This is a genomic window from Frankia gtarii (assembly GCF_025403375.1).
Classification (GTDB): Bacteria; Actinomycetota; Actinomycetes; order Frankiales; family Frankiaceae; genus Frankia; species Frankia gtarii.
The window spans coordinates 1-13,422 of sequence record NZ_JAMPTM010000186.1; the positions used below are offsets into that span (position 1 = coordinate 1).

Sequence of the window (13,422 nt, forward strand, 5' to 3'; positions counted from 1 at the left end):
TGTGGCGGGTGGGTCGTGCGGGGTGAGACCTGGTGTGGGTGAGAGGGGGCGTGGACCCCGTCCCCCGGATTTCGGTCGAGGCCCGCCGGGTATGCCGGATGAGCCTGACCGGCCCACGCGGCCGCGACGGCGATGTCCGGCGTGCCCGAGTCGACGACCGGGCCGGCACGGGACGGTGATTCTGGCCGCCCGAAATGTCGGCCGAGGGACGGCGGATCGGCCGTCGCGGGCTCTCGGTGGGCAGGTGGAGGGGTTGCTCATGACAGTGGCGTCGCCGGTCGACGCCCGACAGCGGAGGGTATGGAGCCTCACCCTTTTTGGTGAAGGTTGTGCACGTCGGGCGGCTTCTGGGCCACACTTTTCGGAGAAAGCGATAAGGACCCATGGCCCGGCGCCACACCATGCGTTCGACCTTGCGAGGCGGGAGGTTTGCCGTGGCGGCTCGACGTCGGACGACCTGTCCGCGCCGAAGGTCCCTTCCAGGCACCCTGCTACTGCTCGCGGTAGCGGCAGCGATGCTATTGGCCGGCGGCTGCGGCTCGCCGAGTTACGATTATGTGACGAACAAGAAGGATGGCGCGTTCCTGCGGGTTCCAAACGGGTGGAATCACCAGGAGATGCCCGGCCCGGCCCTGTTCGGTATCGACGCCCGCAACGTCAGTCCCGAGATGCTGCAGGGGCTGATGTCGAGGGAATGGGTCGTCGGCCTCGACGCGGCCCGGCGATTCGACGACTCGCGCCTGCTCATCCCGGACGCCACCCTGCCCAAGGGCTTCGCGCAGGTTCGCCACCTGTTGCCGGAGGAGGCGAACGCGGTGTCGACCAACGATCTGCGCAACTTCGTCCTGTCCGTGGACGACGCCGTGGCCGCCCAGGAGAAGGCTGTACGTCAGGACCCCTACGGAGCCCGGCTGACGCCTGACTTCCTGCTGCTGGCGGATGAGGTCGTGCACAAGAAGGACGGCGTGCACGGGGTGCACCTCGTCTACCAGGTGCAGACCGACGCCGGCCTGGTCACCATCGACCAGACGAGCCTGCTCGACAACGGACAGACGGTTCTCTACCAGCTCATCCTCGCGTGTTCGTCGCTGTGCTACGCGCAACACGCAGACCAGATCGGCGATGTGGCCAAGTCCTTCACGATCGAGCCGACGGACCGAGGGCAGTAGGAATGGGCGCGATGGACCACGCAGACCGGACCCACGCGGACGGGACCGTGGACGGCCTCGACCCGAGGACGCGCGGCGCCGACGCGGCCGGGCCGGGCGCGCCCGAGTCACCCGGCGGGTCCACGGCGTCGACGGCATCGACGACATCGACCGGGACGGCGCAGCCGGCGAAGACTGCGCCGGGCGATGGAAAGCCGCGCCGCCGACCGCTCCCGCTGTGGGACCGGGTCAAGTTCCTGATCCTGCTCGGTGCCGTGTTCTTGTTCGTGGTGGCCGCGGACGTCTCCGGCGACCCGTTGATGACCTGGGCCGACGCATTCCGGATCCAGGCCAGGAAGAGCGCCTGGGTGCTCGTCCTGGTCGGCCTCGAGGTGCTGCACCAGCTGCACATGCTCGTCGCCGAACGGTGGTCGGCGTACCACGTGTTCTGGACCGAACGCGTCTTCGGTCGGGCGGAACGCCGGATGCTGCGGCTCAACGACTGGAACCGGTACCGGCTCAGCCGCGCGGCGAAGTGGATCGTGGGTCTCGCGCTCGCCCTGTTCATCTACGCCCGGCTATCCCACACCTCCGTGTTCGACGCCCTCGTGCAGGTGCCCGGCGCGTTGTGGGACGCCATCCCGTTCGTGCTCCAGATCGTGCTTCTGATGGTCCTCGTCGTCGGCCAGTTCGTCATCATGTTCTGGTTCCTGTCCAAGGGCGGCGTCGACACCTATTTTCCGGAGGACATCACCACCCGCTTCGCCGACGTGTGGGGCCAGGACCACGTCGTCAGCCGGGTGCAGGAGAACGTCTTCTACCTGGAACGGCCGGAGGAGATCGAGAGTCGCGGCGGGCACGTGCCCGGCGGCATTCTGCTGTGGGGGCCGCCGGGCACCGGCAAGACGCTCATCGCGGAGGCGGTGGCCGGCGAGACGGGCAAGCCCTTCGTGTTCGTCGACCCGGGCGCCTTCTCGGCGATGTTCATCGGTGTCGGCATCCTCAAGGTGAAGTCGCTGTTCCGCAAGCTGCGCAAGCTCTCGTTGCGCTACGGCGGCGTGATCGTCTTCTTTGACGAGGCCGACACGCTGGGCAGCCGCGGCGCGCTCAACGGTGGCTTCGGTGGGATGGGCAACGGGGCGCGGTCATGGTTCGCCCGCCAGGGCGCGCCCGCGGCCGCGGCGTCGGGCATGGCCGGATCGGGCGCGCCGCGCCGCCGCGCCGACCCGTTCGATTCGTTCGATTCGTTCGGCGCGCGGGGGGACGGCGGGTCGCGCGACCTGTGCAACGGCCTGTCCTACCTCAGCTCCGCCGCCCGCTCGGAGATCACCCGAGAGCAGGCGCGGGAGCAGTTCGTGATGGGCGGCGGTGGCGGCGGGTTCGACGGCACCCTGCAGGCGCTGCTCACCGAGATGTCCGGGCTGAAGAAGCCGCGCGGGTTCCTCAACCGGGTGGTGCGCCGCACCCTCGGCATGCGCCCGAAGCCGCCGCCGAAGTACCGCATCCTGGTGATGATGGCGACGAACATGCCGCAGTCGCTGGACGAGGCGCTGCTGCGCCCCGGCCGCATCGACCGTCAGTACAAGGTCGGCTATCCGAGCAAGGAAGGCCGTATTCGCACCTTCGAGGGGTACCTCGCGAAGGTGCGCCACGCGCTCACCCCAGAGCAGATCGACCGACTGGCGATCATGAGCCCGGAGTCCACCGGCGCGACCATCAAGGACACCGTCAACGAGGCGCTGGTGCAGGCGGTCAAGGACGGCCGAGAGGTCATCACCTGGCAGGACATGCTACGGGCCCGGGTGATCAAGGAGTACGGCCTCGCCGACGACCATGAGCACATCGACCGGGAACGGCACAGCATCGCCCTGCACGAGGCGTGCCATGCGGTCGTCGCCTACCGGATGCAGCGCGGTCGCGTGATCGACCTGGCCACCATCGAGCGGCGCGGCGGCGTCGGCGGCTTCGTGGCCCACGTCGCGGTCGAAGACCGGATGTTCATGTGGAAGTCCGAAATCGAGATCCAGGTGATGGTCTCGCTGGCCTCGCTCGCCGGGGAGCGGATGTTCTTCGAGGGGGACAACACCGTCGGAGTCGGCGGCGACCTGCGCAGCGCCACTCTGCTCGTCGCGAACTTCATCTCCTCGGCGGCGATGGGGGAGACCCTGGCCTCCCGGCTGTCCATGCTCGAACAGCAGATGGGCAACGCCTCCATCGACGCCGACCGGCCCTTCGGTGAACAGGTCGAGGTCAAGCTGCGGGAGCTCTACGAGCGCACCGAGGTGGTGCTGGGCGCGAACCGTCGGGAGATCCTCGCCCTGACCCACGCGCTGGAGACGCACAAGACGATCACCGGCGAGGATGTGGAGGCCATCATGGAGGGGCGCGCGGGACCCACCGTCGACGGTCGCCGTTACCACGAGCCAGACTTCCTCGGCGTCGCCGAGCGCTATCATTCCGACGCCGTGCGTGCGCATCGTGGCCAGGTCCACGAGCTGCGCAAGCTGCCTGAGCTGGGCCGCGCGGCGGCTAGCAGCCCCGCCGAGGCGCCCGGGTCCTCACCCGCGGCCGGCCCGTCGTCCCCCACCGTCCGGCCACCGGCCACGGGTCAGGGGAACCCGGCGGCAGGCTAGCTGCATGAGTCTCTGGGCGGTTGGTGGCCGGACAGGATCGGATCGTGGCAGGGCTCGCGTCGGGGTTCGGCGTGCCCCGCAGGCCTCCGCATTCTTCGTATCTTTCCGTCATCATCTGCGCGCGGAATCGTGCCGATAAGGCAGCGCCAGCAGGGTTGATCGGCGATTACCCGGGGTCATGCAAACGATTCGGAATCACTCGTCCCAGGGCCGCTCTGCCGGTCGCGGGGTAGTGAGGCGAAGGCGAACACGGCCGCGACGAGGGCCGCGACGCCGGCGAGTACCAGGCCGGAGCGCGCGCCGAAGGTCTGCGCGATCCAGCCGGCGATCGGTCCGCCAAACGGGGTCGTGCCGAGGAAGGCCACCGACCACAGCGCCAACACCCGTCCGCGCAGGGCCGGATCGGCGGACAGCTGCACGGTCGCGTTCCCCGTCGAGATGAAGGCGACGCTCGTCCCGCCCACCAGCACCAGCGCGGCCAGCTCCAGCTCGAGGTTGGGCGCGGCGGCAGCGAGCAGGAGGACGGCCCCGAAGGCGCTGGCGATGAACCCGAGCGGCCGGACGCCGATGCGTCGCCGACGGGCGACCAACAGCCCGCCGGCGACCGCGCCGGCCCCCATCGCGGAGGTCATCATGCTGTAGGTCGCCGCGTTACCGCCGAAGGTCTCCTTCGCCACCAGCGGCAGCACGACCGGAAACTCGTAGGACAGCGTGCCGATGACCACCATCATGATCAGTGGGATCCGCAGCGCCGGGGTGCGTCGCGCGTAGGCGAAGCCGGCTCGTAGCTGCCCGGGTGCCCGATGCACCGGCGGCCGCTCCTGCAACGCCGCGATGTCCATCCGGTGCAGGGCGACCAGCACCGCACCGAACGACGCCGCGTTGAACAGAAAGCACCCGGCCGTGCCGATCGCCAGGATGACCAGGCCCGCGATGGCCGGTCCGACGATGCGGGCTGCGTTCACTGTCACCGAGTTCAGGGTGATGGCGTTCGGGAGATGCTCGGAGCCGACCATCTCCTGCACGAAGCTCTGCCGGGCCGGGTTGTCGATGGCGCTGCACAGGCCGATGAGCGCCGCGGCCACCGCGACCATCCACAGCCGGGCGGTGCCCGTCAGGTCCAGCACACCCAGCGCCAGCGCGGCGAGCCCGGAGCCGCTCTGGGTGACCATCAGCAGATCTCGTCGGTTCGTCCGGTCGGCGATCAGGCCACCGTAGGGCCCGAACAGCAGCACCGGCAGGAACTGCGCGGCCGTCACCAGACCGAGGACGGTGCCCGAGGCACCCAGCGAGAGCACCAGCCAGCCCAGGGCGATGATCTGCATCCAGGTCCCGCACAGCGAGACGATCTGCCCGGACAGGAAGAGGCGGAAGTTCGGTATCCGCAACGCGGCGAAGGTGCCGCCGCTGGGCGAGGCCACCACGGCGGATGCTGCCACGGCGGGCTCGTTCGTGGTGGGTTCGTTCGTGGCGGGCTTGGTCGCCGCCGGTTCGTTCGTGGGGAGCTCGGCCGTGGTGGCGAGCGGGGCGGTCGTGGCACTGGCACCGGTGTCCGGCCGGTCCGGCTTCGTCGCCGGGGGCCGGCCGGGACTGTCGACCTGCAGGGACATGCACGCACCTCCGCGCGAATCAACGCCTGGGGTCAGATCGTTATTTCGCAGCAGGTAAACATCTTGCCCGATGGTGACGGAGCCGAGTCGCCGGTTGGCTTTCGCCGCATCCCGATCTACTATGCGAACAGACGTTCGATTGATGCGCTATGGATCCCACGGAGTTCCGCTGGAGTCCGGGCGCATCGGCGCAGGAGGGGTTGGTGGTCGTGATCGATGTCGAGGCGCTGCTGGGCGGGGTCGTCACCGTCGACGCACGTGATCTGCCCGATGCAGAGGTCGCGTTGCTGGTCGTCGACGTCCGTCGGCTGGTCGACGCCACCGACGCGCTGTGGATCCGGCTGCTGGCCGAGTTCGACCGGCGTGGCCTGTGGCGGTTCGACGGCGCCCGGTCGGCTGCGGCCTGGCTGCGTCGGGAATGCCGGCTGGTACACCCCACGACGGCCACGGCGCTGGTGGTCGCACATGCCACCGAGGCGCTGCCGGCCTCCGGCGCGGCCTTCGGCGCGGGCACCATCAGTTTCGAGCACATGCGGGCGATTGCACCCGCCGCCGCACCGGAACGGCGCGAGGTCGCGTTGCGGGCCGATCCGATCTTCGCGCGAGCCGCACTCTGGATGAACTCACGCCAGATGAGTAACGTCGTGCGCACCTGGATGCAGTTGGCGGACGGATGAGCGCCGCGATCGATTGGTGGCTGCGTGAGGAGAGACGGTTCGGCGCGCAGGCGTCTCCGGCTCGGACCCCGGGTCAGTGGGGTCCGAGGGAACCGGGAGGTGGGACGCGGTGGCCCCGGTGGCCGTTACAGCGGAATGTTGCCGTGGACGTTCTTGTCCGCACGGGCGTCGGCGAGCGCGCTGGCCAGCGCGGAGGCGACGGCGCCTCGGGTCGCGGCCGGGGTGACGACCGCGTCGACCACACCCAGCTCGACGGCCCGGTCGATGCCGCCGACGGTGCGGACGTGTTCCTCGGCGAGTTCCGCCAGCACGTCCGGCCGGCGCTGGACCGGGACGTCGGCAAGCGTGCGCCGGTGCAGGATGCCGACGGCGGCCTCCGCACCCATGACGGCGATCTGCGCCGTCGGCCAGGCGAACACGGCCGTCGCCCCGAGCGAGCTGGCGTTCATCGCGATGTACGCGCCGCCGTACGCCTTGTGCGTCACGACGGTGACCCGGGGCACGGTGCACTCGGCGAAGGCGTAGAGCAGCTTCGCCCCCCGGCGGACGACGCCCTCCCACTCCTGCCCGACGCCCGGCAGGTAGCCGGGGACATCGACCAGGACGACCAGCGGCACGCCGAACGAGTCGCACATGCGTACGAAGCGTGCCGCCTTCTCGGCGGAGGTGGCGTCGAGGCAGCCGCCGCGGCGCAACGGGTTGTTCGCGACCACACCGACGGTGCGCCCGCCGAGCCGGCCGAGCGACGTCACGATGTTCGGGGCCCACTTCGGGTGCAGCTCGATGCCTTCGTCGTCCAACACGGCGTTCACCAACGGCCGCACGTCGTAGGCGCGCCGCGGGTTCTCGGGCAGCAGCTCGGCGAGCTCGCGCCCGGCGACCTGGCCGATGTCGCGCTGGTCGGCGAGCAGGGTCGCGAGCGCGCGGGTGCGCTCCATCGCCTCGTCCTCGGAGTTGCACGTCACGTGCACGACCCCGCTGCGCTTGGAGTGGACCTCAGGGCCGCCGAGGCTGGTGGCCGTGCACTCCTCGCCGGTCACCGACCGCACCACGTCCGGGCCGGTGACGAAGACCTTCGCCTCCGGCCCCATGATGACGATGTCGGTCAGCGCGGGGCCGTAGGCGGCGCCGCCTGCCGCCGCGCCGAGCACCAGCGAGAGCTGGGGGATGAGTCCGGAGGCCCGAACGGTCGCGGTGAAGATCCTCCCGACGCCGTCCAGCGAGGCGACGCCCTCTTGGAGTCGGGCGCCACCGGAGTGCCATATGCCGACGACCGGGCAGCCCAGTCGAACGGCGGACTCGATGGCGTGGACGACGCGGGCGCATCCGTCGCGCCCCATGGCTCCGCCCTGTACGGTCGGGTCGGTGGCGAATGCGACGACTTCGTTCCCGTCGACCAGGCCCTGGCCTGCGATGACACCGGAGGCGTCACCGGCGGCGAACAGGGACACTGTGTCGGCGTCGAAAAATCGGGCGAGCCGGGCCTCGGGCGTGCGGGGGTCAACTCGGTCGATCGTGGACAGACTCACCGTGCGTCTCCTTGCCTGAACGGCGCCGGACCGGTCTGTCGGCCGACGCGCGACCACCTGGGATACGTGCCGGGACCCGCGAAACACTCGGTCCGGCGACGATGGGCGCCCGCCGCACCGGCGGGCGGTGCCGTGGCGGCGGTGGGGCGGTCGGCGTCACGGCGACATGTGGTGACTGCGATGTGCAGATCTGGTGCGGAACTCGGCGGTGGTGCTGGGGTGGTGCTGAGCAGCCCGAGCACCCGCTCGGTAGACCACTGTCTTCGTGACGGCCGGCGGATCCGGATCTACGCCCGGCTGGGCGCGAGATGCGGTTCCGCCGGCGTCCCGACGGCGACGGCCGGATGCGGGGCGGCATGCGCCGTTCCCGCGACGGGGTCGTCAGACGGTGAAAGCCAGACAGACGTCGTGGCCGCCGAATCCGAACGAGTTCGACAGAGCCGCGCCCGTGCCGATCTTGCGGTTGTCGATGCTTACGACGTCGAGAGCGATCTCGTCGTCGAGGGCGTCGAGGTTGCGGGTTGCCGGGACGATCCGCTCACGCAGGGCCAGGATGCTGACCACCGCTTCCAGCGCGCCGGCCGCCCCGAGCAGGTGACCGGTCATCGACTTGGTCGATGTCACCGCGACCGCGTCAATGTGGTCTCCCAGGGCGGTGCGCAGCGCTACCGCCTCGGCCAGGTCACCCGCGGGGGTCGAGGTGGCGTGCGCGTTGATGTGGACGATGTCGGTCGGCTCCAGCGACGCCGAGCGCAGCGCGGCCCGCACGGCCCGTGCGGCGCCGGCGCCGGTGGGGTCCGGGGCGGCCACGTGGTACGCGTCCGAACTGATCCCGGCGCCTGCCAGTGCGCCGTAGACCCGAGCGCCGCGGGCGGCGGCGTGCTCGGCGGCCTCCAGGACCAGGATCGCCGCGCCCTCGCCGAGAACGAATCCGTCCCGCGCCTTGTCGAACGGGCGGGACGCGGACTCCGGCGAGTCGTTGCGGCGGGACAGCGCCTGCATCTGCGCGAAACCGGCGATGGGCAGGGCCGCGATCGCGGCCTCGGTCCCACCGGCGATGACGACGTCCGCCCGGCCGGCCCGAATGATGTCCAGTCCGAGGGCGATGGCCTCCGAGCCGGACGCGCAGGCGCTGACCGGCGCGTGTACGCCCGCCTTCGCCTTGAACTCCAGGCCGACCGTGCTTGCCGGGCCGTTGGGCATGAGCATGGGCACCACGTGCGGGGAAACGCGCCGGGCACCCTTCTCGCGCAGCACGTCGTGCTGAGTGAGGAGGGTGATCACCCCGCCGATCCCGGAGGCGACGCAGGCCGCGAGGCGTTCCTGGTCGACCTCGGGCGAGCCCGCGTCAGCCCATGCCTCGCGCGCGGCGACCAGCGCCATCTGCTGGCTGCGGTCGAGGGTACGCGCCTCGACCCGGGCCAGCGGAAGCTCCGTCGCGAGCGGCGCGCCGATCTGGACCGGGAGTTGCTCGATCCATTCCTCGGTGAGCCGCCGGGCGCCGGAGCGGCCCGCGAGCAGACCCTCCCACGTCGAGGCGACATCGCCACCGAGGGGAGTGGTTGCCCCGAGGCCGGTGACGACGACCTGCCTAGGGGTTGTGGTCACGCCGCCACACCAGCCCGCTGGATGTACGAGACAGCGTCACCGACGGTCTTGAGGGACTTCACGTCGTCGTCCGGGATCTTCACCGAGAACTTCTCCTCGGCGGCGACGACCACCTCGACCATGGACAGCGAGTCCACGTCCAGGTCATCGATGAAGGTCTTCTCGGGGGTGACGTCGGCGGGGTCGACACCGGCGACCTCTTCGAGGATGACGGCAAGACCGGCGAGAACATCCTGGGACACGGTGGTTCCTCCTGTGAGATCTGGGCTGGTGGCGGTGGCCGCGCGCGATCAGGCGATCGTCGCGGGCGTGCGCCAGAGAGCTGGTACCTGGGGCAGGGGCGTGGTGGGTCCGGTCATCGGCCCGCCATGGGCGCGGCACGGTGCGCAGGCAACCATGCCACAAGGTCAAGCAGGGTCACGGGCATCGCACGACCTGCCCGCAGTAGGTCAATCCGGCGCCAAAACCGAACAACAGCACCGGATCGCCCCGGCGGATCACGCCGGTGTCGAGCAGTCGGGCGAGTCCCAGCGGAATGCTCGCGGCGGAGGTGTTGCCCGAGTCGACGACGTCGCGGGCGACGGCGGCGTTCGTGGCGCCGATACCCGCCGCGAGTGCCTCGACGATCCGCAGGTTCGCCTGATGCGGAACGATACCCGCGAGCTCGTCGGGCGCCACGCCGGCCCGTTCGCAAATCTGCCGCACGGTCGGCACCAGGGAGATCGCCCAGCGGAAGACCGCCTGGCCCTCCATGCGGAACATGTTGTCCCCGTAGCCGGGGACGCGGATCACCTCCGGCCGGGAGCCGTCGTGACCCCAGACCGCGGGGCCGATCTCGTCGGTCTCGGCCGCGCCGATCACGGTGGCACCGGCGCCGTCGGCGAGCAGGATGCAGGTGCCGCGGTCATCCCAGTCCGTGTAGTCCGACAGCCGTTCGGTGGCGACGACGAGGACGTGCCGCACGCTGCCGGCGCGGACCATGTCGGCGGCGGTCGACACCGCGTAGCTGAACCCGGCGCAGGCGCCGTTGATGTCGAACGCGCCGGCCTGGCCGGCCCCGATGCGGTGGGCGATCTGCGGCCCGGCACCGGGGATCTGCGACGGCGAGGTGCAGGTCGCCCCGATGACGAGGTCGATGGTGTCCGCCGTCAGGCCGGCAGCCGCGAGCGCCTTCTCCGCGGCGGCGGCGCCCATGGCGACAGTCGTCTCCTCCTCGTCGGCGATCCGCCGGGTGGCGATGCCGGTGCGGCTGCGGACCCACTCGTCCGAGGTGTCCACCCGCTGGGCGATCTCGTCGTTGGTGACGACCCGCGCCGGACGGTAGACGCCGAGCCCGAGCATCCGGGCTCCGTTCAGGGGGCTCACGCCTGCACTCCGACGAGGGCCGGGTCGCCAGCCCGCCCGTCCGGCGGCGTGCGTGGCGCTGGGGCCGCCGGCACCTGGCCGAGGCGATCGGTGCCGATGTGTTCGGCAATCAGCTCGCGGGCGGCGGGCAGGTCATCCGGGCTCTTCACGGCGAGGATCTTCACCCCAGGCAGCTCGCGGCGGGCGATTCCGGCCAGTGTGCCGGCCGGCGGCAGTTCGATGACCGCGGTGACGCCGAGCTCGCGCAGTTCCGCCAGGCACAGGTCCCACCGCACCGGCGCGGCGACCTGGGCGACGAGTCGGGAGACGAGATCGGCCGGGTCCGTGACGATCGTGCCGTCGGCGTTGGACAGGGTCGCGACTCGGGCCAGGGCAGGCCGGATGCCGCCGGCGACAGCGCCGAGCGCGTCGCGCGCCGAGGACATGTGGTGGGTGTGGAAGGCGCCGGCGACGGACAACGAACGCAGCCGGACGCCCGCGGGCGGTTCCGCCGCGAGCCGGGCGAGGTCCTCTATCGTGCCGGCGGCGACGATCTGGCCGGCGCCGTTGCGGTTAGCGGCGGTCAGGCCGAGCTCGGCCAGCCGGACGATCACCTCCTCCGGCTCTCCTCCGAGTATCGCCGTCATCCCGGTCGCGGTCCGCGCGGATGCCTCGGCCATCGCGCGGCCGCGCAGCGCGACCAGGACGAGTGCCTCCTCCGCCGAGAGGATGCCGGTGAGGGCCGCGGCGGTGATCTCACCGACGCTGTGGCCCGCCACGACGAGCGAGGTGGTCCCGACCGGGGCGGTGACCGGCAGCCCGAGCTGTTCGGCGGCGACGAGGCCGCTGGCGACGATCAGCGGCTGGGCGATCGCCGTGTCCCGGATCGTCTCGGCGGGCGCCTCGCACCCGACCTCCAGCAGATCGATGCCGGCCGCAGCCGACCACCAGCGCAGCCTTTCCTCCGCCCCGGGGAGACCGCGCCAGGCGCGGAGCTGTCCGGGGGTCTGTGCACCCTGACCGGGTGCGAGGATCGCGAGCACGTCACTACCTAACCCTTCGGGAGGACTACTTGTCGCTGGCGGCCACTCACCGATGTCCCGACCGGGCGTTGTAGGTGGTCTACAAACCGATCTGCCGCGACCGTGAATTCGTTCGTGCTGTGGTCATCGGGCCGGATTCGCGTGACAGACCAGCAGAGTGGCCCGATGTGACCGTTCTCGCACCGGGGTGCGATGACTCCGGAGCGATATAGCCGATCATGCTTTCCCTGTAGATAACACACCGTCGAGGCGTCCCAGGACGAGCGCAACATGCAGGATGAAACGCTCCCGATGATCCGCCGGGTCGAGACCGCAGACCTCCGCGGCCTTTCGTAGCCGGTAACGGACCGTGTTGGTATGGAGATAAAGGGCTCGGGCCGTGGCTTCCAGAGACGAACCGAAGTCGAGGTATGCCCCGGCGGTCTCCAGCAGCGGTGTGCCCGCGTCGCGCAGCGGAAGGTAGACCTCCTCGATGAGCGCCCGCCGGGCGTCGGCGTCCCCGGCCAGTGCCAGCTCCGGCAGCAGTGCCCGGGCCTGGACCGGCCGGGGTGCCGCCGGCCAGGCGGCGACGACGTCGGTCGCGGCGAGTGCCATCCGGGCTGCGCGCGGCGCACCGGTCAGGTCGGCGACGACCGGGCCGACGACGACCGGGCCGGGCCCGCAGGCGGGCAGCAGCACCCGGGCCGCGTCGAGGGCGGTGTGCACCTCGCCGGCGAGCAGCCGGTCCGGTGCCGCACCGCCCTGGGCGCCGACGCCGCTGGGACCGCCGGCGGTCGCGGCGTCCCCGGCGGTCGCCACTCCGTCGGGACGGCCGATGTCGTCGGAGCCGGTGGCGAACCGGCCGCCGACCACCATGACCAGCCGGTTGTGGTGAACCCCGGCGAGCACCTCCAGCTGGGCCATCCGGGCCAGCCGGTGCACCTCGTCGACCACCGCCTCCGGCGCGTTGCCCTCGGCGCCGCCGACGATGACCGTCACGGCCGGGGGATTACGCCAGCCCACCGCCGCCGCCCGCGATGGCAGCGCCCGGTCCACCTCGCCGCGCACCACGTGATCGACGACCAGCGCCTCCAGCCGGGCGTCCCAGGCGCCGCGTTCCTCGGCGGCGCGGGCGTAGACGACCGCCCCGGCGAAGGCGATGTCGCGGGAGTAGCGCAGGACGTCGGCGAGCAACCGCAGTTCGTCCTGCGGACCGGCCAGGTTCGGCACCTCGGCCTCGATCGCCTCCACCGCGACCCGGACCAGATCGACTAGGCGGCGGAAGGTCACCGCCCGCACGAGCTCTCGCGGGGCGACGCGGAAGACGTCCTCCGACAGCTGGCGGGCATGTTCAGGCCGCCGGCACCATTCGACGAACGAGGAGATGCCGGCCTGCACCACAAGCTGGATTCCGGCCCGATGGCTTGCCGACATCGCCGAAAACCATGGCAGGACCTCGCTCATCCGCGCCGCGGCCCGGGAGGCGAGCATTCCACTGGAGCGTTCGACCTGACGGACGACGTCCTCGCTTGTGCCGCCGACGGTCGCGGCCGAACCCGCGCCCGCACCGTCGCCGGCCTCGCCGCCCGGCCGAAGGTTGTCCAGCGGGGGGATGCGTTGGTCCGGGTAGTCGTCGAGGGCGGGCAGCTCGCCGGGAGCTGCGGTGCCGAGCGCGGGGGTGCGCACGCCGCTCCTCGCTCGCCCGCGAGCGGCGATGCGCCGCCGCGCCGCCGCCCGATCGGCCTCGGCCGGTGTGGGGTCGCCGTCCCCGTCAGCCGAGGCGAAGGGCCCCTCGGATGAGACAGAAGGCCGCTTCGGGGAGGCGCGCGGGGCGGTCGGTGGGCCGCTGCC

General features: G+C 71.3%; 10 protein-coding genes. 3 read left to right on the forward strand and 7 right to left on the reverse strand.

Going from position 1 to position 13,422, the window contains the following annotated elements; all coding sequences use genetic code 11:
• The first annotated feature begins 515 nt into the window (after positions 1-515).
• Positions 516-1,169: a hypothetical protein gene (locus NBZ83_RS22490; protein ID WP_261555968.1), complete on the forward strand. Its 654-nt coding sequence runs from the start codon at positions 516-518 to the stop codon at positions 1,167-1,169.
• Positions 1,170-1,180: 11 nt separating this feature from the next.
• Positions 1,181-3,781 (forward strand): AAA family ATPase, encoded by a 2,601-nt coding sequence (locus tag NBZ83_RS22495; RefSeq protein WP_438803328.1) that lies wholly within the window; start codon positions 1,181-1,183, stop codon positions 3,779-3,781.
• A 176-nt stretch (positions 3,782-3,957) separates the two neighbouring features.
• Here the strand turns inward: NBZ83_RS22495 and NBZ83_RS22500 are convergent, their stop codons facing one another.
• Positions 3,958-5,391, reverse strand: coding sequence for an MFS transporter (locus tag NBZ83_RS22500; RefSeq protein WP_261568672.1), 1,434 nt, complete (start codon positions 5,389-5,391; stop codon positions 3,958-3,960).
• Positions 5,392-5,594: 203 nt separating this feature from the next.
• Between NBZ83_RS22500 and NBZ83_RS22505 the strand changes: the two genes are divergently transcribed.
• On the forward strand, positions 5,595-6,068 hold the full coding sequence (locus NBZ83_RS22505) for a DUF222 domain-containing protein (RefSeq protein ID WP_261568673.1): 474 nt from the start codon (positions 5,595-5,597) through the stop codon (positions 6,066-6,068).
• A 125-nt stretch (positions 6,069-6,193) separates the two neighbouring features.
• On the opposite strand, the gene NBZ83_RS22510 is transcribed toward NBZ83_RS22505, so the two are convergent.
• The 6 genes from NBZ83_RS22510 to NBZ83_RS22535 all read right to left on the reverse strand — a co-directional run bounded on the left by NBZ83_RS22510 (position 6,194) and on the right by NBZ83_RS22535 (position 13,257).
• The gene (locus NBZ83_RS22510; RefSeq protein WP_261568674.1) at positions 6,194-7,597 is read right to left on the reverse strand and encodes an acyl-CoA carboxylase subunit beta; all 1,404 of its coding nucleotides are present in this window, start codon (positions 7,595-7,597) and stop codon (positions 6,194-6,196) included.
• Between the two features lie 381 nt (positions 7,598-7,978).
• A complete protein-coding gene (gene fabF, locus NBZ83_RS22515; protein WP_261568675.1) occupies positions 7,979-9,205 on the reverse strand; it encodes a beta-ketoacyl-ACP synthase II in 1,227 nt (408 codons plus the stop codon).
• The gene (locus tag NBZ83_RS22520; RefSeq protein WP_136447177.1) at positions 9,202-9,447 is read right to left on the reverse strand and encodes an acyl carrier protein; all 246 of its coding nucleotides are present in this window, start codon (positions 9,445-9,447) and stop codon (positions 9,202-9,204) included. The genes fabF and NBZ83_RS22520 overlap by 4 nt, the downstream gene beginning before the upstream one ends.
• A gap of 175 nt (positions 9,448-9,622) precedes the next feature.
• Complete coding sequence (locus NBZ83_RS22525) at positions 9,623-10,546, reverse strand: beta-ketoacyl-ACP synthase III (protein ID WP_261568684.1); 924 nt, start codon at positions 10,544-10,546, stop codon at positions 9,623-9,625.
• 20 nt (positions 10,547-10,566) lie between these two features.
• Positions 10,567-11,592, reverse strand: a complete 1,026-nt coding sequence (locus tag NBZ83_RS22530) for an ACP S-malonyltransferase (RefSeq protein WP_261568676.1) — start codon at positions 11,590-11,592, stop codon at positions 10,567-10,569.
• A gap of 216 nt (positions 11,593-11,808) precedes the next feature.
• Entirely contained in the window at positions 11,809-13,257 is a 1,449-nt protein-coding gene (locus NBZ83_RS22535; protein WP_261568677.1) for a PucR family transcriptional regulator, read from the reverse strand.
• Between the last annotated feature and the right edge of the window lie 165 nt (positions 13,258-13,422).